The sequence below is a fragment of the Burkholderia sp. 9777_1386 genome, assembly GCF_015712265.1.
In the GTDB taxonomy this organism is placed as follows: Bacteria; Pseudomonadota; Gammaproteobacteria; order Burkholderiales; family Burkholderiaceae; genus Burkholderia; species Burkholderia cenocepacia.
In genome coordinates, this window is the sequence record NZ_JACCQB010000003.1 from 223,753 (window position 1) to 243,486 (window position 19,734).

Sequence of the window (19,734 nt, forward strand, 5' to 3'; positions counted from 1 at the left end):
GTGAGCAATCCTGTCTAGACAAGTTCGGAATGGATTGAAGTGTAGCCACGTCAACTTGTCTAGACAACCCGTTTTTCACCGAATTCGACTCGGGAGTTTCCCTGATGTCCGGCGCGGCCCGCCCGGCCGGCCGGCGACGCACGGGGCTTAACATGTGTTGCAATTATTTTGTTTTTGGCAACATACGGATCACCACTCGCCCCGGAGACCGTCATGCCCTTCCCGTCCCGATTCGCCGCCCGCCTCGGCCGCTCCCTGCTCGTCGCCGCATGCGTGCTCGCGTGCGGCGCATCCGTCGCCGCGGAACCGCTGTCCGGCACGCTCGAGAAGATCCGGCAGGCCAACCTGATTTCGATCGGTCATCGCGAAACGTCGGTGCCGTTCTCCTACGTCGATGCGGGCGGCAAGGTCATCGGCTTCTCGCAGGACCTGTGCGAGCGCGTGATCGCCGCGGTGAAGGCGCGCACCGGCAAGCCCGACCTGCAGGTGCGCTTCATTCCGGTCACGTCGCAGAACCGCATTCCGCTCGTGCAGAACGGCACCGTCGATCTCGAATGCGGCGTGACGACCAACCTCGCCGCACGCCATGCGCAGGTCGCGTTCTCGACCACCTTCTTCGTCGCGACGACGCGCCTGCTCACGCGCACCACGTCGGGCATCCGCGACTTCCCCGATCTGGCCGGCAAGACGGTCGTGACGAACCAGGGCACGACGTCCGAACGCCTGCTGCGCAAGATGAACGAGGAAAAGAAGATGAACATGCAGATCATCAGCGCGAAGGACTACGGCGAAGGGCGCCTGACGCTCGAATCGGGCCGCGCGGCCGCGTACATGATGGACGACGTGCTGCTCGCGGGCGTGCGCCAGCTCGCCGCGAAACCGGCCGACTGGCGGCTCGTCGGCACGCCGCAATCGTCGGAAGCCTACGGGTTCATGCTGCGCAAGGACGATCCGCAGTTCAAGGCGCTCGTCGACGGCGTGCTCGTGCAGTTGATGAAAAGCGGCGAGATCGACGCGCTGTACGACAAATGGTTCATGAAGCCGGTGCCGCCGAAGGGGCTGTCGTTCGACTTCCCGATGAGCGACGTGATCAAGGCGCGCTATGCGGCGCCGAACGACGCGCCGCTCGAGTAAGCGCCGCGCGTCGACTCCGGCTTACGCGCGCGTCCACGCGACGCATGCCGCGTAGTCGGGCGCCGCGTCGAGCCACGCCGCGTCGAACGCCGCGACGCCGGCAGCAGGCGCGGCCGGCTCGACGATCGTCGTCGCGGGCGTCGTGGCGTCGCGCGGCGGCACGACCGCGAACGCGCGCAGCCCGCCGACGATGCCGGTGCCGAGCGCCTTGAGCAGCGCCTCCTTCGCGGACCACACCCGCATGAATTCGCGCTCGCGCGTGCCGCCCGGCAGGCTGTCGAGATACGCGACCTCCGCGGGGGCGCACACTTCGCGCGTCAGCGCGCGCCAGTCGGCCGCGCGATTGCAGCCCTCGATATCGACGCCGACTCGGCCTGCCGGCGCCCACGCGATCAGCGCATGATCGCCTGCGTGCGATACGTTGAAGTCGAGCGACGCGCGATGCGCGCGGTCCAGCGACGGCCGCCCCGATGCGTCGACGACGATCGCGACCGCTCGTGGTGCGATGCCGAGCGCCGCGCCGAGCACGTCGCGCAGTGCGGCGCGCGTCGCGGCGCTGCGTACCGCATCCTCGTGCCGCAGGAAGCGCGCGGCGCGTGCGCGCTCGTCGCCGCTCAGCGCCGCATACGCGGGCGACGCGAGCGGTACGCGCCAGTCGAAATCGACGCGCGCGACCCGCACGCCGGCGCGCGCCGCGGCGGGCGGCACGTCGAGTGCGTGCACGCGCCATGCGCGGGGCGCTTCAACGGGAGACGCGGAATCGGACGGAATGGACATCGGCGCGCGGCAGCCTGTGCTGTGAAACGAAACGTCCGATGTTAATCGATCGCGGCCGCCCGAGGCCGCCGCGGCACGATCGGGAATTGAACGGGGGCGGCGTGACGCGTTCGTGTCTGCCCCCCGATCACCCGTTCGCGGCCCTACCCGGCACGCCGCTCCCCGTCACTCGTCCACGCGAAGCCGGATGCAGCGCATGCACGGCGCCCGGCGCGTCGGCGGGCAGCACGCCGTGTTGCAGCCAGTACAGCGCGACGGGCCACAGCGTATCGGTGAAGCGGCTGTGGAAAAACGCGAAATGGCCGATCGCGTCGACGCCGATGTCGGCCGGCGCGATCCGCAGATGCGTGACGTTGCTGCCCGTGTAATAGCCGACCAGCCGCTCGATCGCGTCGACCGTGCCGAACGCGTCGTCGTCGAGGCCGATCGCGAGCATCGGCGCCGACAGCCCCGCGAAGCGGGCCGGCAACGCAGCGCGGCTCGCGCCGCTGTCGTCGAGCTCGCGGCCGATGTAGCCGTCCTCGAAACGCGGCTGCGAACGCGCCCACGACAGCGCGATACCGCGCGGCGTGTCCTCCATCCAGCCGAGCCGCTTCGCGGGCACGTAGCCGAACACGGCCGCGAGCGCCGGCATCGCGACATGCCACTTCCACCACATGCGGCGCCGCTCGGCCGGCAGGTAATCGCGCCAGTACGCATACTGCGCGCCGACGGTCACCGCATGCCGCACATGCACGTTCGATGGCGCGAGGCCGAGCACGCAGCCGCCGATGCTGTGCGCGACCACATCGAGCGGCTGGCCCGGAAACGCGTCGCGCGCGTAGTGCAGCGCGGCCTCGCAATCGAGCCGCCCCCAGTCGAGCCAGTTCGCGCGCAGCTTCGCAAGCTGCGCCGGGCGCGACCCGCCGATGCCGCGATAGTCGTAGACGAGCACGTCGCGCCCTTGCGCGAACAGCCAGGCCGCGAAGCGGAAGTAGTAGTCGCAGCGCACCGACGTCGCGCAATTGATCACCGTGACCGGCCGCACGGCGCCGCCGCCCCGATGGCGCCAGACGTGGCCGCGCAATGCGTAACCGTCGGCTGCGCGCAGCGTCACGGGCTCGGGCGGCAACGCCCCCGCCGCGCGACTGCCCTGCGCCGCCGCCCTGCCTGCTTCGTTCGAAATCGTCATCGTGTCTCCTGTCGACCTCAGTTAGCGCTTTGGCGCTTACTGAGGTCCCATGCATGGCTGTCGGTCCGAGTGAGCGCTTCAGCGCCGATTCGGACCCGGCGCATCGCGGTCGGCCCGGTGGGCGCTTCGGCGCCTGCTCGGCCCCTTCATCCGCGATCAACCGGCCTCCATTGAACTTGACGCGTGCCGCGTTCTCAACCAATCTTGCTGCTCCGTTCGCATGAGTCACGCGCATGTCAACGCCACTCGTCCGTCTCCCGTCGCTCGATCTCGTCCGCGGTTTCGTCGCCGTCGGCCGCCGCATGAGCATCACGCTCGCCGCGCAGGACCTGTGCGTCACGCAGTCGGCAGTCAGCCGTCAGATCCATGCGCTCGAAGCGCATCTCGGCGTCGCGCTGCTGCAGCGCGGCTACCGGAAGATCGCGTTCACGCCGGAAGGCGAGCGACTGTTCCGCGTCGCCGATGCCGCGCTGCACGGCCTGCAGGACACCGTCGCGTCGCTCGCCGCCGCGCGCGAGCGTCAGCCCGTGACGATCACCGCCAGCATCGGCGTCACCGCGCTGTGGCTGCTGCCGCGGCTCGGGCGACTGCAGGCGCGGTTGCCCGGGATCGACCTGCGCGTCGCCGCGAACGACAAGGTACTCGATTTGCGCGCCGAAGGCATCGACCTCGGCATCCGCTACTGCCCGCGCGAGCGCGCGCCGGCCGGCGCGCTGCGCCTGTTCGACGAGATCGTCGTGCCGGTCGCGCACCCCGCGCTCGCCGCGCGGCCGGTCACGAGCGCGGCCGCGATCGCCGATCACGTGCTGCTCGAATTCGACGGGCCGCCGCAACCGCAACTGCAGTGGCACGCGCATCTGCATGCGGCCGGGCTCGACGACGCGCGCCCGAAAGGCGTGCTGCGCTTCAACCAGTACGACCAGGTGATCCAGGCCGCGATCGCCGGCCAGGGCATCGCGCTCGGCCGGCTCGCGCTGGTCGCGCCGATGCTCGCCGACGGCCGGCTCGCGGTGCTCGGGCCGCACACGCAGACGCTGTCGGAAACGTACGGCTACTGGCTGTTCCAGCACGATCCGGCCCCGCGTCGCGAAGTCGCCGACGTGCGCGACTGGATGCTCGCCGAGGCGGCCGAATGCGACGCGGCGATGCGCGCGCACGATACGACGTCGGCCTGAGCCGGCCGCGCGGAGACCCGTGCGGGCAGGCAAGCGCGCCCTCGCATTCCCGCTGCGCATGCGAACCTGACCGAATGATCGCTTGAGCGACGGCAGCCGCGATCGTCTAATCGGATCGAGCGCGGCCGTTTCGCCGCGCGCCTTCATCCGGAGACACGCATGACCCCGATCGAGCAGGAAGTCCGGCGCCGCTGGCTGCCCGTGCTGGCAGGCGGCCTGATCATGGGCGCCGCGCTCGGCATCCGTCACGTGCAGGGCCTGTTCCTCGCGCCCGTGTCGCTCGACCACGGCTGGTCGCGCGAAGCGTTCGGGCTGGCGCTGGCGCTGCAGAACCTGATCTGGGGCGTCGCGCAGCCGTTCACCGGGATGGTGGCCGACCGCTTCGGCTCGGTGCGCGTGATCGTCGCCGGCATGCTGCTGTACGCGGCCGGGCTCGTCACGATGGCGCACGCGGCCACGACCGGCCTGTTCACGGTCGGCGCCGGCCTCGTGATCGGCATCGCGCTGTCGGGCTCGGCGTTCGCGTCGATCTACGGCGCGCTGAGCCGCCTGTTTCCACCCGACCGGCGCGGCTGGGCGCTCGGTGTCGCCGGCGCGATCGGCGGGCTCGGCCAGTTCTGCATGGTGCCCGTCGCGCAGGCACTGATCGGCGGCATCGGCTGGCGCCACGCGTTCATCGCGCTGGCGCTCGTCGCCGCGCTGCTCGCGCCGCTCGCGGTGCTGCTGCGCGAGCGGCCCGCGCAGGTGGCCAGCGCCGCCGCCGGCCCCGACCAGTCGATCGGCGAAGCCGTGCGCGAGGCGTTCGCGCATCGCGGCTTCTGGCTGCTGAACGCGGGCTTCTTCGCGTGCGGCTTCCAGCTCGCGTTCATCGCGACGCACCTGCCCGCGTACCTGCTCGACCACGGGCTGCCGGCGCGCCACGCGAGCGTCGCGCTCGCGCTGATCGCGCTGACCAACGTGGCCGGCACCTACGCGTGCGGCCATCTCGGCGGGCTGCTGCGGCGCAAGTACGTGCTGTCGGTGCTGTATCTCGTGCGCGCGCTCGCGATGGCCGCGTTCGTCGCCGTGCCGCTGTCGCCCGCGAGCGTCTACGTGTTCGCGGCCGTGATGGGGTTCACGTGGCTCGGCACGGTGCCGCTGACGAACGGCGTGATCTCGCAGGTGTTCGGCGTGCGCTACATCGCGACGCTGTTCGGCTTCGTGTTCTTCGGGCACCAGCTCGGCAGCTTCTTCGGCGTGTGGCTCGGCGCGCTCGTGTACGACGCGACGCATTCGTACCTGCCGCTGTGGCTCGGCTCGATCGCGCTCGGCGTGCTCGCGGCGCTGCTGCACCTGCCGATCGACGACGCGCGCGTCGCCCGCCCGGCGTCGGGCCGCGCGGCATGGGCCTGATCCGCGCGGCGCTGACCGCCGGCACGCTCGCGTTCGTCGCGTGGTGCGGCGCGGCCTACTTCGGTTCCGACGTCGCCTACGCGCTGCTCGAGCACGTCGCGTTCTGCAATTGAGGCGGCGAACCGCGGCGTACGGTCAGCGGCGCTTCGGCAACGCGGCCAGCGCGTCGAGCGCACGGGCACGCGCGGCCGCGTGTTCGACGAGCGGCGCCGGATAGTCGACGCCGAGCCGGATGCCGGCCGCTTCGAGCGCCAGCGGCGACGCTTCCCACGGCGCATGGATCGACGCATCGTCGAGGCCGGCAAGCTCGGGCACCCAGCGCCGTACGTACGCGCCGTCCGGATCGAACTTCTGCCCCTGCGCGACCGGATTGAAGATGCGGAAATACGGCGCGGCATCGGCGCCGCAGCCAGCCACCCACTGCCAGCTCGCCGCGTTGTTCGCGGGATCGGCGTCGACCAGCGTATCGCGGAACCATGCTTCGCCCGCGCGCCAGTCGATCAGCAGGTGCTTGATCAGGAACGACGCGACGACCATCCGCACGCGGTTGTGCATCCAGCCGGTCGTCCACAGCTCGCGCAGGCCCGCATCGACGAGCGGGTAGCCGGTCCGGCCGCGCTGCCACGCACGTAACGCGGCGGGATCGTCGCGCCACGGCATCGCATCGAATTGCGCGCGGAAGTTGTCGGTCGCGAGCGTCGGGAAGTGATACAGCAGCGTGTAGCTGAATTCGCGCCAGCCGAGCTCGCTCAGGAACTTGTCGGCATCGGCCGCGTATGCCGCGCCGCCCGCGCTCGCCGCGCCCTGCACCGCATGCCACACCTGCCTGGGCGACACGTTGCCGAAGCGCAGGAACGGCGACAGCCGGCTCGTCGCCGGGCGGTCGGGACGGTCGCGCGCATCCGCATAGCCGGCGAGCGATGTCGTGAGAAACGCATCGAGCTGTGCATGCGCACCGGCTTCGTCGGGCGCCGGCCACGCATCGCGCAGTCCGCCGGCCCAGTCCGGCGCATGCGGACGCAACGCGAGCGCGTCGAGCGCCAGCGCGCGGTCGCGCACGGCCTTCGGCCACGAATGAAACACGATCTGCCCGGGTGCCGGCAGCGGCGCGGCGACCGCGCGATCGCGGCGCGCCGCGCGCCAGTACGCGGTGAATACCTGATACGGGCCGCCGCTGCCCGTCAGCACCTCCCACGGCTCGTTCAGCAGGCTGCCGTTGCTGCTCTCGACCGTCACGCCGCGCGCCTTGAGCGACGTCTTCAGCGCCGCGTCGGCGTCGCGCTGCGGCTGCGCATAGCGGCGGTTCCAGTACACGGCCGCCGCGCCCGTGTCGCGAACGAGTCGCTCGATCTCGCGCTGCGCGTCGCCGCGCAACAGCAGCAGGCGCCCGCCATGCCGCGCGAGCGCGGCGTCGAGCCCGGCCAGCGACCCGTGCAGCCACCAGCGCGCCGCCCCGCCGAGCGCGGGCCCGGCGCCGGCGCCCGTGTCGTCGACGAAGACGCACACGAGCGGCCGGCCGGATTCGACCGCACGCGTCAGCGCGGGCTGATCGGTCACGCGCAGATCGTCGCGGAACCAGACGATCGCGGGAGCAACGGACGACTGGGCGGGCACGGGCACCTCGATGACGAAAGCGAAAAGAGATGCGTATTGTCGCGGCTGCGCGGCGCGGTGTCGACGCCGCCGACGGTCGGGCCAACCCTGCCGCCCCGCCGCGCCCGGTGAAACGCCTTAGTCCGTTCCGACGATTCTTCACCGTGCGCGCCGGCCTACGCTCGATGTCGGGTGCGCCGCGCGGCGCCGCACGTCGCCGGCCGCGACCGGCCCCGCCTGCTCCGCGCCGCACCCGTCGCGCGCGCCGGCCGATACCGGCGCGATTCCTTCCGACCGCTGCACCGCCTGAAGCCACGCGGGCGCGCAGCCTGATCCGATCCGCCGCCATGACCAAACCCTCGAATCTCGTCACCTCGATCACCGTCGACATCGATGCGCCGGCCGCCGTCGTCTGGGAAGTGCTGACCGACTTCCCGCGCTACGGCGAATGGAACACGTTCTGCATCGGCTTCGAAACGACCGGCAAACTCGGCGATTTCGTGCACATGCAGATTCGCATTCCGGGCACGGAGACCGTGATTCCCGTCGACGAAATCCTCGTCGCATACGAGCCCGAACGCCTGCTGTCGTGGGAGCAACGCCCGACCGACGACAACAAGGACGCCGCGCGCCGCGACCAGTACATCGACGCGACGGGCGCGGAGCGCTGCCGCTACTTCACGACCGACCAGTTCCTCGGCGTCAACGCGGACACGATCATGCAGCACCACGGCGCGTGGGTGAAACAGGGGTTCGATCAGTGCGCGCGCGACGTGAAGCGGCGCGCCGAAGCGCTGCATGCGGCACGCACGCGCAAAAGCAGCTGAGCGGGAGCGGTCGATGCCCGATCTGCACACGCTGTCCGATCATCACGACATCCGCGAGCGGGTCGTCCCGTATTCGAGCGCGATCGACTCGTGCGACTTCGATGCGCTCGACACGGCATTCACGCCCGACGCGGCGATCGACTGTCGCGCAATGGGCGGCATCGCCGGTCGCTATCCGGACGTGAAAGCGTGGCTGCGCACCGTGCTGCCGCGGTTTCCGCGGTATCAGCATCTGGTCGGCAACCTGTCGATCCGGCTCGACCGCGACACCGCGCGCGGCCGCACGATCTGCTTCAATCCGATGGAAGTCGCGCTGACGGACGGCGGCACGCAGGTGATGTTTCTCGGGCTGTGGTACGTCGACCGGTTCGTGCGTACCGCGCACGGCTCGCGCATCGCCGAGCGCGTCGAGGCGCGCTGCTACGGCCACAACGTGCCGGCCGCGCTCGCCGGGACGATCGGCTGATCCGGTCATGCTGCGCGCGCCGTGCGATGGCTGCACGACGCGCGCAGCGTCGATGCATTGCGTCGATCGCTGCGTCAGTCGAGCCGGAACGCGGCCTCGAAACGCTCGGCGAATGCGTCGAACTCGGCTTCCGGCAGATGGTTGATGCCGCCCGCGCGCTTGCGCCCGCCGCCCGTCGCGAAACCGCGGCAGAACTCGTCCGCGCCGATCGGCCGGCCGTCGGGCACGCGCACGCTGACGACCAACCCGCCGTCCGCGCGCGGCGACAGCACCGCGAGCGCCGCATGCGGCGCATTGCGCATCCGCTCGTTCGCGAGCATGCCGGTCGCGCGCCGCGCCCACGGGTGGTCGGGCATCCGGACCAGCGTCGCGCCCGGCACCTCGCGCAGCGGCGCGAGTGCGCACGCGCGCGCCATGTCGTCGCGGTAGCCGTCGCGCAACGCGGCGAACACGGCCGTCTCGCGCACGAACTCGAGCGGATCGGTGCACGGCAGCATCGCGTCCGCGAGCGCCGCCGGATCGAAATGCAGATCGCCGACGCACTCGCCGTACGCGTTGTAGTTCAGGTAGAGCCCGAGCTCGGCCAGCACGCAACGCTCGGCTTCGTCGACCCCATGCTCGCGCGCGAGCGCGTCGCCGAGCGCCGGCAGTTCGTCGCCGAACGCCGCGACGATCGCCCAGCGCACGTACCGGCCGCCAAGATAGCGATTCACGATCGCGCTCGTGCAGACGTCGGCTGCCGTGTCGATATGCGCGTCGAAGCGCGGATCGTCGGGCAGCGCGCCCGCGAAGTGATGGTCGAAATAACGGACCGTCGCGCCGTCACGCAGCAATCGCGTGCACGCGTCGCGGTTCTGGTCGTGCGATACGTCGAGCACGGTGACGAGATCGCCCGCGCGCGCGTCGATGCGCTCGAGCAGCCTGATGTCGCGCTTCACGCCGGTCACGAGCGTGCCGTACACGCGTTCCGCGAGCCGCAGTTGCTGAAGCGCGCACAGGCCGTCCGCGTCGCCGTTGAACGCGAAGACGTGCCGCGCGTACTGGTTGTCCTGCATGATCCGTGGCTCCATCGTCAAGGCATGAAATCGCCGCCGTTCGCGTCGAGCGTCGCGCCCGTCACCGCGTTCGCGTAGTCGGACGCGAGGAACAGCGCCGCACGCGCGCAATCGTCGTCGGTCGGCAGCTTCGCGAGCGCGATGTTCGACGCGATCGGCGCAACGATCTGCGCCTCCGTCATCCCGTAGTCGGCGGCCGCCTGCCGGAAATAGGTCTGCGTCGGCACGCCCCACATCCAGCCCATGTGGATGCTGTTCGCGCGAATGCCGTGCACGCCGAGTTCGCGCGCCAGGTATTTTGCCGCAACCGCGAGCGCGCCCTTCGATACAGCGTAGCCGCCCTCCCCTGCAAACGGCTTGCGGGTCGCCTGCGTGTTGATCATCACGATCGCGCCGCGCTGCTGCCGCTTCATGTGCGGCACGACTTCCTGCGTGAGCGCCATCGTACCGAACACGTTGGTCTCGAACACCGCGCGCCAGCCGTCGAGGTCGGCTTGCTCCACCGGCTCCGGAAACGTCCCATGCACGAACGCGCTGTTCACGAGCGCGTCGATCCGGCCGAAGCGCTCGACGGCCCGCGTCGCGAGCTGCCGGCATTGTGCCCGATCGGTGATGTCGGTCTGCACCTTCAGCACCGCGCAATCGACATCGAGTGCACGGATTCGCGCGTCGGCGTCGTCGAGCTTTTCCATCGTGCGCGCCGCGACCACCACGCCGCGTGCGCCCTCGCGCGCGGCTTCGACCGCGAGCTTCACGCCGAGTCCCGGCCCGATTCCGGAAATCACGACGATCTTGTCCTTCAGCAACATGGGTTGTCTCCTGGTTGTCGTTCGTCTTGCGTACGCGGCCGTCAGACGGCGGCCTGCAGGTGCCGCGCGCGATACGCGGCGAATTCGTGCGCGAGCTGCGCGTCGGTGAAGCCGAAGCGGGCGATCGAATAGTCGTGCGCGGCGCGCTTGTCGCGGCCGTTGCGCGCGATCCAGTCGGCCATCGCCGCACGCTGCCGCGCATCGACCGACATGCCGGCGAACGCATACACGGCGTGCGCCACCCCCAGCGGATTCGACACGGTGTCCTCGAACCGCACGTCGAGAAACCGGTGGGCCGGCAGCGCATCGCGCGCCGCCATCGCCGCACCGATCGCGCGCGCCATCCCTGCGTTCCACTGCGCGCCGACGGCGAGCGGATCGGGATCGTCCGCGTACAGTTGCCACAGCGTGTGCGCCATGCTCGCCATCGACGGAATCGTCTGCGCCGGATCGCGGTGCGTGAGCACGACCTGCGCACGCGGAAACACGCGGCACAGCACGTCAAGCGCATGCAGGTGCTGCGGCGTTTTCAGCAGCCAGCGCTCGGCCGGCGCGACGCCGCGCCGCGCCTTCTGCCACTGCAGGAACTGCAGCATCCGTTTCAGGTACGTGTAGACCGGCGTGAGATCCTGCCGCGCGAGCCAGGCCGTATAGCGCGGCACGTTCGCGTACGAATCCATCGCGCACACGAACGAATGCTCCATCAGCATGAATTCCTCGTCGGCGAGCATCGCGTCGAGCGGATGGATCGTCAGGATCTGCGGGATGCAGTCGATCATCGTCGCGACCTCGGCCTGCGCGCGCGCGATGCGCACGGCCGGCGCGTCGAGCGTCTCGCCGGCAAGCGGCGCCGGGTAGCGCGTTTCCCACCACGCGGCCGAATGAAAGCGCGGGTCGACGGCCAGTAGCCGCTGCAGCAGCGTCGTGCCCGTACGCGGCAGGCCGACGATCACGAGCGGATCGTCGATTGCAATGTCCGCGATCTCCGGATGGCGCCGGAAGTAATCCTCGACGACGAGCCGGTTCACGAGCTGGCCGACGAGCTTTTCGCGCATCATCGCCGCGCCGCGCGCGGACAGCGCCGCTTCGTCGATCAGCGACGCGCACATCACGTCGAGCGCGTCGCGATACGGCCCGTCGCCGAACGCGGTGAGCCCGCCCGTGCGCGACACGGCCTCGGCCATCAAGCCGTCGGGGGCGAGCAGCGTGCGAGCCTGGTCGAGCGGCGCGTTCATGCGGCCTCCTTCAGCGCGGCGAGCTTCACGACGCGCGTGCGCGGATGCACCGGTTGCGCGGCGCCCACCCAGCGCCAGCAGATCGTGCCGGTGCGATGCCCGGCGGTATCGAGCCAGTTCGCGCTGCCCGGCCGCGTGGCCGCGACGATCACCGTCACCCCGCCGTCCGCATTGGGCCGAGCGCTGTGCTTGTTCACGCAGATGTCGAAGTGCCGATAGTCGAGCGACTCCATCCAGTAGTTGTTGAGCTGCACGTTCCAGAAATCGCAGTCCGGCACGGTATCGACGTCGATCACGAGCGCCTCGTCGGCGGCGAGCGACCAGCACGAGTGGTAGTAGTAGATGTTCGGATCGCCGCCGACCGACTGGCACAGCGCCTGGTCGGCGGGCGGCAGCGCGTTCACGTGCGGGCGATAGCTCGCGGCCCAGTCCGCGAACAGCTTCGACGTCTGCTCGACGAACTGCGCGGCGCGCATCAGGCCGCCCTGCAGCGCCAGCGGATCGAGCGGTGCGGGGCGCGCCTGCGCATCGATGCGTTCGATCTTCAGTTGCGCGGGCGTCTCCGTGCGCCGGTCGAGGAAGGTCTGGCGCACCAGCAGCGCGTTGGTGTCCGGCTCCATCCGCACCCAGTTGCCCGCGCGCGGTGTCGCGCTCAACACGATCTCGACGCTGCCGTCCGGCGCGATCTCGAGCTGCTTCGCGTCGAGAAAGCCTGTCTGCAGCATCTTGCCGTCGGTCTCGTAGCCGCCCTTCTGTGTGCCGAAGCTCAGGTATGCGACCGTGCCGCGCCGTCCCGTCACGCGGTATTCGCAGCGGCCGTCGACGCGCGCGTACTGGTACAGGTTGTCGGGGTTGTCGGCGCCGATCTTCGCGGTCTCGTGGGACGGCGAGAAGAAGCCCGGCCACGCGCCGTCCGCGAACTCGACGTGCATTTCCAGCGCGATGCGCATCAGTCGGCTCAGGTAGCGGAAGCCTTCCGCACGCGTGAGCGGATCGTCCGGCGCGTCGGTGCGCAGGATCTGTTCTCCGCTGCGTTTCAGGGTGTCGCAGAAATCGGCCCAGGTCTGGCCCGAAAGCAATTGCGTCGCGCGTGTGTCATCCGTCATGTGTCGTCTCCGCCGATGGTCGAGCGCTCACCTTAAGCGGCGCCGCCGCGCGCCACTTCGTCCGGGTGGACTAAGGAAAGATCCGCTCCACGGCCGCGTGCCGGTTTAGTCCACCCGGACGAAGAGCGGCATGCCGCCCGCTCGATACCGTTGGCGTCATGCCCGCAACGCCGCACATGTCGCGCGGCGCCGGCATGAAACAAGGAGACGAACGATGTTGACCCACCTGGAGCGGCTGGAGGCCGAAAGCATCCACATCATGCGCGAGGTCGTGGCCGAGAGCGAGAACCCGGTGATGCTGTATTCGATCGGCAAGGACAGCTCGGTCATGCTGCATCTCGCGATGAAGGCGTTCTACCCGGCGAAGCCGCCCTTTCCGCTACTGCACGTCGATACGACGTGGAAATTCCGCGAGATGATCGCGTTTCGCGACGAGACGGCCGCGCGCCTCGGCCTCGACCTGCGCGTGCACGTCAACCCCGACGGCATCGCGAACGGCATCAATCCGTTCACGCACGGCTCGGCCGTGCACACCGACGTGTGGAAGACGCAAGGGCTCAAGCAGGCGCTCGATCACTACGGTTTCGACGCCGCGTTCGGCGGCGCACGCCGCGACGAGGAGAAATCGCGCGCGAAGGAGCGCATCGTGTCGCTGCGTTCGGACCAGCACCGCTGGGACCCGAAGCGCCAGCGCCCCGAGCTCTGGTCGCTGTACAACGCGCGCAAGCGCAAGGGCGAAAGCCTGCGCGTGTTCCCGATCTCGAACTGGACCGAGCTCGATATCTGGCAGTACATCCGGCTTCACGACATCCCGATCGTGCCGCTCTACTTCGCGAAGGAACGGCCCGTCGTCGAACGCGACGGCGCGCTGATCATGGTCGACGACGAACGCCTGCCGCTGCGTGACGGCGAAGTGCCGCGGATGCGCAACGTGCGCTTTCGCACGCTCGGCTGCTATCCGCTCACGGGCGCGATCGACAGCGACGCGACGACGCTCGACGACATCCTGCGGGAGATGCGCGACACGCGGACGTCCGAACGCCAGGGACGGCTGATCGACAGCGATTCGGCCGGTTCGATGGAAAGGAAGAAACAGGAGGGATATTTCTGATGGCACACGTACTCGCCGCGCCCGAGGCGCCCCCTATCCACGCCGACGAGACGCGAACGAAGGACCTGCTGCGTTTCATCACCTGCGGCAGCGTCGACGACGGCAAGAGCACGCTGATCGGCCGCCTGCTCTACGAATCGAACATGCTGTTCGACGACCAGCTCACGCAGCTCGAAGCCGATTCGAAGAAGGTCGGCACGCAGGGCGGCGAACTCGATTTCGCGCTGCTCGTCGACGGCCTGTCGGCCGAACGCGAGCAAGGCATCACGATCGACGTCGCGTACCGCTTCTTCGCGACCGCGCGGCGCAAGTTCATCGTCGCCGATACGCCCGGCCACGAACAGTACACGCGCAACATGATCACCGGCGCGTCGACCGCCGATCTCGCGGTGATCCTGATCGACGCGCGCAAGGGCGTGCTCACGCAGACGCGCCGTCACAGCCATCTCGTCGCGCTGATCGGCATCAAGCGCGTCGTGCTCGCGATCAACAAGATGGACCTCGTCGACTACGACCGGGCCGTGTTCGAGCGTATCGATGCGGACTACCGCGCGTTCGCGGCCGAGCTCGGGTTCGCCGAGATCGTCAGCATTCCGATGTCCGCGCTGCGCGGCGACAACGTGATCGCGCCGAGCGCACGGATGCCGTGGTACGCGGGCCCGCCGCTGATGCAGCATCTCGACCGCCTGCCGCTCGCCGCGCGCGTGACGCACGACGAACCGTTCCGGCTGCCGGTGCAATGGGTCAACCGTCCGCACCTGAATTTCCGCGGCTACGCGGGCAGCATCGCGTCGGGCGAGATTCGCGTCGGCGAACGCGTGCGCGTGCTGCCGTCCGGCAGGGAAAGCCGCGTCGCGTCGGTGATCACGCCGGCCGGCGAAGCCGGCATCGCCCGCGCCGGCGAAGCGGTGACGCTCACGCTCGCCGACGAAATCGACATCAGCCGCGGCGACCTGATCGCGCGTGCGGACGCGCCGCCGGAAGTCGCCGACCAGTTCGAGGCGACGCTCGTGTGGATGCACGACGAGCCGCTGCTGCCCGGCCGCCCGTATCTCGTGAAGCTCGGCACGCAGACGGTCGGCGCGACCTGCGCGACGCCGAAGTACAAGATCGACGTGAACACGCGCGAGCATCTCGCCGCGCGCACGCTCGCGCTGAACGAGATCGGCGTGTGCAACCTGAGCTTCGACCGGCCCGTCGCGTTCGATCCGTACGACCGGAACCGTCATACGGGCGGCTTCATCGTGATCGACCGCTTCAGCAACGACACGGTCGGCGCCGGGATGCTGCACTTCGCGCTGCGCCGCGCGCACAACGTGCACTGGCAGGCCGTCGACGTCGATCGCGACGCGCGCGCGCGGCAGAAGGCGCAGACGCCGCGCATCGTGTGGCTGACGGGGCTGTCGGGCGCCGGCAAGTCGACGATCGCGAACCTCGTCGAGCAACGGCTGCACGCGCTCGGCAAGCATACGTACCTGCTCGACGGCGACAACGTGCGGCACGGCCTCAACCGCGATCTCGGCTTCACCGAGGCCGACCGCGTCGAGAACATCCGGCGCGTCGCCGAAGTCGCGCGGCTGATGCTCGACGCGGGGCTCATCACGCTCGTGTCGTTCATCTCGCCGTTCCGCGCCGAGCGCGACATGGCGCGCGCGCTGGCGGGCCCGGACGAATTCGTCGAAGTGTTCGTCGACACGCCGCTCGCGGTCGCGGAGGAGCGCGATCCGAAGGGCTTGTACAAGAAGGCGCGGCGCGGCGAGCTGAAGCACTTCACCGGCATCGATTCGCCGTACGAGCCGCCCGTGCAGCCGGAGTTGCGTGTCGACACGGTGACCGAGTCGCCGGAGGTCGCGGCGGATCGCATCGTCGCGTACCTGCTGCGCGAACGCGCGGCGTAAGCGGCGCCCGCCTGCCCGCGTCGCCTACTCCGTTCGGATGACGCGCGCGGCAGGCGGGCCGCTATGCTGACTCGGGGCCCTTCATCCGGATCAGGAGAACACGAGCATGCGGATCGCGCTGGCGCCCGGCGACACGGCCGCGCACGATGGTTTCGACGACGCGGCATGGAGCGCGCGCGAGCTCAGCGCATGGCTCGGGCTCGTCTATCAGGGTCCGTCTGAAACCACGCCGTGGGCCGGCTTTCTCGAAGCGGTTCGCGTGCGACTCGATGCGAGCTTTACGACGCTCGTGCTGCGCAATCCGGGCGGCGCGCGACACGGGCTGATCATCAACGCGTCCGCACACGGCCCGCTGCTGCCCGGCGAACCGTCGTACAGCGAGCAGTTCTATGCGCTGTGCCCGTTTCTCGACCACCCGCCCGGCCAGGTGTTCACGGCCGACCGCCTGTTCGGCGACGCCGCGTGGCGCGCGCACGATTTCTACCGGCAATACCTGCAGCCGCTCGACCTGCGCTACATCCTCGGCGCGAACCTGCGCGGCGAACGCGGCGTCGAGTGCGCGTTCTTCGTGAGCCGCCCGCACGGCGGCCGCGATTTCGACGCGACCGAGCGCGCGCAGGTCGCGACGCTGCTGCCGCACCTGCAACGCGCGGTCGAGCTGCACGCGGCGCTCGACGTCCTCGAGGCCGAACGCGCGCTGTATGCGGGCACCGTCGACCGGCTCGACGTCGGCACCGCGATCGTCGACGAGGACGGCCGCGTGATCAAGCGCAACCGCATCGCCGAACGGCTGATCGACCAGCAGGACGGGCTGTGCGTGCGGCAGGAGCGGCTTCACGCGTCGTGCCCGCTCGACGAGCGCCGGCTGCAGAAGGCGCTGCAGGCCGCGCTCGAGCATTTCCGCGCCGGGGCGCTCACGCGCATCGAGGCCACCACGCTGTCGCGTCCCGGCGGCGCGATGCCGTTGAGCGTGCTGCTGCGCCCGCTCGCGCCCTATCGCGGCGCCGAGGACCGCCAGCATCGGCCGGCCGTCGCGGTGTTCGTCCGCGATCCGGCCGCGTCGCCGCAGACATCACGCGACATGCTGCACCGGCTGTTCCGGCTCACGCCGATGGAAACCGAAATCGCGCTGCTGCTGGTCGACGGGCTGACGCTCGACGAAGCGGCGGCCGCGACCGGCATCACGAAGAACACCGCCCGCGCGCACCTGCGCGGCATTTTCGCGAAAACGGGTGCGACGCGGCAGGCCGTGCTCGTGAAGACGCTGCTCAACAGCGTGGTGTCGATGGCGTAGCGCGCCGTGCCGGCACTCGGCACGATCTCATTTCACGTCATACGTCATCAGACGTTGTCGAATGACGCGTCGATCACCGGCATTCGCCAAATTTTAGGAAATTTCCGGGTAAACCCGCGACGTCATCGTCGATGCTCCGGCGTACCATGTCATACGACGACATACTACATCGACCGCCAACCAGACGCCGACGCGGGCTGCCGCCCCGTCCGCCGCCCGACCGGAGACACCCTTGAACCCGCCCTCGTCCGCCCTGCCCGGCCGCGACCCGCTCGCGTCGGCCGTCTCGAAAGTGAAGTGGCACGTGCTGCCGCTCGTGCTGATCATGTTCATCGCGAACTACATCGACCGTGTGAACGTCGGCTTCGTCGATCGCCATCTCGAAGCGTCGATCGGCATCGGCGCGGCCGCGTACGGGCTCGGCGCCGGGCTGTTCTTCGTCGGCTATGCGCTGTTCGAAGTACCGTCGAACCTGCTGATGCAGCGCTACGGCGCGCGCGTCTGGCTGGCACGGATCATGGCGACGTGGGGCATCGTCGCGGCCGCGATGGCGTTCGTGTGGAACGACACGTCGTTCTACACGCTGCGCTTCCTGCTCGGCGCGGCCGAGGCCGGCTTCTTCCCCGGCGTCGTGCTGTACCTGTCGCAATGGCTGCCGCCGCAGGAACGCGGCAAGGCGATGGCGATCTTCCTCGGCGGCTCCGCGTTCGCGTCGGTGCTGTCCGGGCCCGTGACCGGTGCGCTGCTGTCGATCCGCGGCTTCGGCCTCCAGGGCTGGCAATGGATGTTCCTGATCGAAGGGCTGTTCTCGGTCGCGCTGTGCGGCGCGAGCTGGCTGCTGCTGAAATCGCATATCCGCGACGCGACGTGGCTCACGGCCGAGGAACGCACGGCGCTCCAGCACGCGCTCGACGCGGAGCGTGCGACGCGCGACGTCCGCTCGAACGTTCCGGTGCGCGCCACCGCGCTGCTGCGCGATCCGCAGATCATGCTGTTCTGCTTCCTGTATTTCGCGATCCAGCTGACGATCTACGCGGCCACGTTCTGGCTGCCGACCATCATCCGCAGGATGGGCGGCCTCACCGATTTCCAGGTCGGCCTGTACAACACGATTCCGTGGATGATCGCGATCGGCGCGATGTACGGCTTCGCGGTGCTGTCGTCGAAGTGGAAGCATCCGCAGCGCTGGCTCGCGTTCTCGCTCGTGCTCGCCGCGTGCGGGCTGTTCGCGTCGACGTCGCCCAGTCCGGTGTGGTCGTTCGCGTCGATCTGCTTCGCCGCGCTCGGTTTCAAGGCCGCGGCGTCGCTGTTCTGGCCGATCCCGCAGGGCTATCTCGACACGCGCGTGGCCGCGGCCGTGATCGCGCTGATCAACTCGGTCGGCAACCTCGGCGGCTTCGTCGCGCCGACGGCCTTCGGCTATCTGAAGCAACATACGGGTTCGATCACGGGCGGGCTGTATGCGCTCGCGATCGCTTCGCTCGTCGCCGCGGTCGCCGCGCTGTTCGCGCGCACGCACCGGCGCAGCGAGCCGCCGCGCGGCCAGCCGGCCGACGAATCCTTCACGCACGCTCCGATGCTCCGCCATGCCGAACACTGACCGCCTGACCGTCGTCGTCTCGAATGCCGTCGACGGCGACCTCGCCACGTTCTCCCTCGCAGGCGACGGCACGCTCGCGCCGCTCGCCCGCTATCCCGCCGCCGACGTCGCGATGCCGATCGCCGTGCAGGCCGACCGCACGCGGCTCTACGTCGCGACCCGCGGCGAACAGCCGACGATCGTCGCGTTCCGCGTCGCGGCCACGGGCGCGCTCGCGCGCATCGGCACGACCGCGATCGACGCGAGTCATGCGTACCTGTCGCTCGACCGCGGCGGCCGCTGGCTGCTCGGCGCGTCGTACGGCGGCCATTCGCTGAGCCTTTACGACGCCGCGCGCGTGCGCGACGGCGACGGTACGCCGCTGCAGGTCGCGGGCGGCATCGCGAACGCGCACGCGGTGATCGTGTCGCCGGACAACCGCTTCGCGTACGTCAGCTCGCTCGGCTCGGACCGCGTGTTCGGCTTCGCGCTCGTCGAGGGCGCCGCCGGGTTGCGCGCGGTCGAACACGGCGAAACGCGCGTGCCGGCCGGCTTCGGTCCGCGTCACCTGCGATTCGCTGACGACGGCCGCACGCTCGTCGTCGTCAGCGAATTCCAGGCCACGCTCGCCACCTTCGCCCGCGACACCGCCACCGGCCGGCTCGGCAACGCACACGTGAGCGCGCGTCATCCGGCCGTCGCCGCGCTCGCGCAAGGCCATGCGCGCCCGCCCGCTCCTGTCGAGCCGTCCGTGTGGGCCGCGGACCTGCACCTGACGCCCGACGAGCGCTTCGCGTACGTCAGCGAACGCACGTCGAGCCGGTTGCTCGGCTATCGCCGCAACGACGACGGGTCGTTCGCCCCCGCGCACGCGACGGCCACCGAAGCGCAGCCCCGCGGGTTCGCGATCGATCCGTCGGGACACTGGCTGATCGCCTGCGGCGAGCAGTCCGAACACGTCGCGGTGTATGCGATCGCGCCGGACGACGGCACGCTGTCGCTGCACGCGCGCGTGCCGGGCGGCCGCGGCGCGAACTGGGTCGCGATCGTCTGAAGTCGGGCGGTCTGAAGAAGAAACGGCGCCCGTACGGGAACCTGCACGCCGATGCGGG

Annotated in this window: 18 protein-coding genes; 11 read left to right on the plus strand and 7 right to left on the minus strand. The window is 69.8% G+C overall.

All coding sequences use genetic code 11. The annotated features are described in order from the left end of the window. The first annotated feature begins 213 nt into the window (after positions 1-213). Positions 214-1,134 carry a glutamate/aspartate ABC transporter substrate-binding protein gene (locus H0X91_RS04755; RefSeq protein WP_006497794.1) on the plus strand — a complete coding sequence of 307 codons (921 nt, stop codon included), beginning with the start codon at positions 214-216 and terminating at the stop codon, positions 1,132-1,134. A 21-nt stretch (positions 1,135-1,155) separates the two neighbouring features. On the opposite strand, the gene H0X91_RS04760 is transcribed toward H0X91_RS04755, so the two are convergent. Both H0X91_RS04760 and H0X91_RS04765 read right to left on the minus strand, forming a co-directional pair. Continuing rightward, a complete protein-coding gene (locus H0X91_RS04760; protein ID WP_112751376.1) occupies positions 1,156-1,911 on the minus strand; it encodes a 4'-phosphopantetheinyl transferase family protein in 756 nt (251 codons plus the stop codon). A gap of 127 nt (positions 1,912-2,038) precedes the next feature. Then, positions 2,039-3,082, minus strand: a complete 1,044-nt coding sequence (locus H0X91_RS04765) for an alpha/beta hydrolase family protein (RefSeq protein WP_058901625.1) — start codon at positions 3,080-3,082, stop codon at positions 2,039-2,041. Positions 3,083-3,315: 233 nt separating this feature from the next. On the opposite strand from H0X91_RS04765, the gene H0X91_RS04770 reads away from it, so the two are divergent. The 3 genes from H0X91_RS04770 to H0X91_RS35220 all read left to right on the plus strand — a co-directional run bounded on the left by H0X91_RS04770 (position 3,316) and on the right by H0X91_RS35220 (position 5,762). Continuing rightward, the gene (locus H0X91_RS04770; RefSeq protein ID WP_062884423.1) at positions 3,316-4,257 is read left to right on the plus strand and encodes a LysR substrate-binding domain-containing protein; all 942 of its coding nucleotides are present in this window, start codon (positions 3,316-3,318) and stop codon (positions 4,255-4,257) included. A gap of 159 nt (positions 4,258-4,416) precedes the next feature. Further along, positions 4,417-5,649 (plus strand): MFS transporter, encoded by a 1,233-nt coding sequence (locus H0X91_RS04775; protein WP_230877888.1) that lies wholly within the window; start codon positions 4,417-4,419, stop codon positions 5,647-5,649. After that, positions 5,640-5,762: a hypothetical protein gene (locus H0X91_RS35220; RefSeq protein ID WP_006488066.1), complete on the plus strand. Its 123-nt coding sequence runs from the start codon at positions 5,640-5,642 to the stop codon at positions 5,760-5,762. Before H0X91_RS04775 ends, H0X91_RS35220 begins: the two co-directional genes overlap by 10 nt. Before the next feature lie 22 nt (positions 5,763-5,784). Here the strand turns inward: H0X91_RS35220 and H0X91_RS04780 are convergent, their stop codons facing one another. Beyond that, the gene (locus tag H0X91_RS04780; protein ID WP_048985004.1) at positions 5,785-7,263 is read right to left on the minus strand and encodes a cryptochrome/photolyase family protein; all 1,479 of its coding nucleotides are present in this window, start codon (positions 7,261-7,263) and stop codon (positions 5,785-5,787) included. A gap of 326 nt (positions 7,264-7,589) precedes the next feature. Between H0X91_RS04780 and H0X91_RS04785 the strand changes: the two genes are divergently transcribed. Both H0X91_RS04785 and H0X91_RS04790 read left to right on the plus strand, forming a co-directional pair. Continuing rightward, complete coding sequence (locus H0X91_RS04785) at positions 7,590-8,069, plus strand: SRPBCC domain-containing protein (RefSeq protein WP_006486060.1); 480 nt, start codon at positions 7,590-7,592, stop codon at positions 8,067-8,069. A gap of 13 nt (positions 8,070-8,082) precedes the next feature. Next, on the plus strand, positions 8,083-8,535 hold the full coding sequence (locus tag H0X91_RS04790) for a nuclear transport factor 2 family protein (RefSeq protein WP_080324380.1): 453 nt from the start codon (positions 8,083-8,085) through the stop codon (positions 8,533-8,535). Positions 8,536-8,609: 74 nt separating this feature from the next. Here the strand turns inward: H0X91_RS04790 and H0X91_RS04795 are convergent, their stop codons facing one another. The 4 genes from H0X91_RS04795 to H0X91_RS04810 are packed head-to-tail and all read right to left on the minus strand — an operon-like array spanning position 8,610 to position 12,740. Then, positions 8,610-9,590, minus strand: coding sequence for a hypothetical protein (locus H0X91_RS04795; RefSeq protein WP_062911485.1), 981 nt, complete (start codon positions 9,588-9,590; stop codon positions 8,610-8,612). 17 nt (positions 9,591-9,607) lie between these two features. After that, entirely contained in the window at positions 9,608-10,399 is a 792-nt protein-coding gene (locus H0X91_RS04800) for an SDR family oxidoreductase (protein ID WP_006486063.1), read from the minus strand. Positions 10,400-10,440: 41 nt separating this feature from the next. Continuing rightward, a complete protein-coding gene (locus tag H0X91_RS04805; protein ID WP_196432850.1) occupies positions 10,441-11,634 on the minus strand; it encodes a sulfotransferase family protein in 1,194 nt (397 codons plus the stop codon). Next, positions 11,631-12,740, minus strand: coding sequence for a DUF1214 domain-containing protein (locus H0X91_RS04810; protein WP_006486054.1), 1,110 nt, complete (start codon positions 12,738-12,740; stop codon positions 11,631-11,633). The genes H0X91_RS04805 and H0X91_RS04810 overlap by 4 nt, the downstream gene beginning before the upstream one ends. 214 nt (positions 12,741-12,954) lie before the next feature. On the opposite strand from H0X91_RS04810, the gene cysD reads away from it, so the two are divergent. The 5 genes from cysD to H0X91_RS04835 all read left to right on the plus strand — a co-directional run bounded on the left by cysD (position 12,955) and on the right by H0X91_RS04835 (position 19,676). Continuing rightward, positions 12,955-13,851: a sulfate adenylyltransferase subunit CysD gene (cysD, locus tag H0X91_RS04815; protein ID WP_006486056.1), complete on the plus strand. Its 897-nt coding sequence runs from the start codon at positions 12,955-12,957 to the stop codon at positions 13,849-13,851. After that, positions 13,851-15,749 (plus strand): sulfate adenylyltransferase subunit CysN, encoded by a 1,899-nt coding sequence (gene cysN, locus H0X91_RS04820; protein ID WP_048985000.1) that lies wholly within the window; start codon positions 13,851-13,853, stop codon positions 15,747-15,749. Before cysD ends, cysN begins: the two co-directional genes overlap by 1 nt. Before the next feature lie 106 nt (positions 15,750-15,855). After that, positions 15,856-17,043 carry a helix-turn-helix transcriptional regulator gene (locus tag H0X91_RS04825; protein WP_196432851.1) on the plus strand — a complete coding sequence of 396 codons (1,188 nt, stop codon included), beginning with the start codon at positions 15,856-15,858 and terminating at the stop codon, positions 17,041-17,043. A gap of 232 nt (positions 17,044-17,275) precedes the next feature. Next, positions 17,276-18,643, plus strand: a complete 1,368-nt coding sequence (locus H0X91_RS04830) for an MFS transporter (protein WP_006486057.1) — start codon at positions 17,276-17,278, stop codon at positions 18,641-18,643. After that, a complete protein-coding gene (locus tag H0X91_RS04835; RefSeq protein WP_006497781.1) occupies positions 18,630-19,676 on the plus strand; it encodes a lactonase family protein in 1,047 nt (348 codons plus the stop codon). Before H0X91_RS04830 ends, H0X91_RS04835 begins: the two co-directional genes overlap by 14 nt. Positions 19,677-19,734: the final 58 nt, after the last annotated feature.

Bases quoted from the DNA above. Each gene is read 5' to 3' on its own strand.
- H0X91_RS04755 (WP_006497794.1), top strand. From the start codon at position 214: ATGCCCTTCCCGTCCCGATTCGCCGCCCGCCTCGGCCGCTCCCTGCTC.
- H0X91_RS04775 (WP_230877888.1), top strand. From the start codon at position 4,417: ATGACCCCGATCGAGCAGGAAGTCCGGCGCCGCTGGCTGCCCGTGCTG.
- H0X91_RS04810 (WP_006486054.1), bottom strand. From the start codon at position 12,740: ATGACGGATGACACACGCGCGACGCAATTGCTTTCGGGCCAGACCTGG.
- H0X91_RS04805 (WP_196432850.1), bottom strand. From the start codon at position 11,634: ATGAACGCGCCGCTCGACCAGGCTCGCACGCTGCTCGCCCCCGACGGC.
- H0X91_RS35220 (WP_006488066.1), top strand. From the start codon at position 5,640: ATGGGCCTGATCCGCGCGGCGCTGACCGCCGGCACGCTCGCGTTCGTC.
- cysD (WP_006486056.1), top strand. From the start codon at position 12,955: ATGTTGACCCACCTGGAGCGGCTGGAGGCCGAAAGCATCCACATCATG.
- H0X91_RS04790 (WP_080324380.1), top strand. From the start codon at position 8,083: ATGCCCGATCTGCACACGCTGTCCGATCATCACGACATCCGCGAGCGG.
- H0X91_RS04800 (WP_006486063.1), bottom strand. From the start codon at position 10,399: ATGTTGCTGAAGGACAAGATCGTCGTGATTTCCGGAATCGGGCCGGGA.
- H0X91_RS04795 (WP_062911485.1), bottom strand. From the start codon at position 9,590: ATGCAGGACAACCAGTACGCGCGGCACGTCTTCGCGTTCAACGGCGAC.
- cysN (WP_048985000.1), top strand. From the start codon at position 13,851: ATGGCACACGTACTCGCCGCGCCCGAGGCGCCCCCTATCCACGCCGAC.
- H0X91_RS04760 (WP_112751376.1), bottom strand. From the start codon at position 1,911: ATGTCCATTCCGTCCGATTCCGCGTCTCCCGTTGAAGCGCCCCGCGCA.
- H0X91_RS04835 (WP_006497781.1), top strand. From the start codon at position 18,630: ATGCCGAACACTGACCGCCTGACCGTCGTCGTCTCGAATGCCGTCGAC.
- H0X91_RS04825 (WP_196432851.1), top strand. From the start codon at position 15,856: ATGCGGATCGCGCTGGCGCCCGGCGACACGGCCGCGCACGATGGTTTC.
- H0X91_RS04785 (WP_006486060.1), top strand. From the start codon at position 7,590: ATGACCAAACCCTCGAATCTCGTCACCTCGATCACCGTCGACATCGAT.
- H0X91_RS04770 (WP_062884423.1), top strand. From the start codon at position 3,316: ATGTCAACGCCACTCGTCCGTCTCCCGTCGCTCGATCTCGTCCGCGGT.
- H0X91_RS04765 (WP_058901625.1), bottom strand. From the start codon at position 3,082: ATGACGATTTCGAACGAAGCAGGCAGGGCGGCGGCGCAGGGCAGTCGC.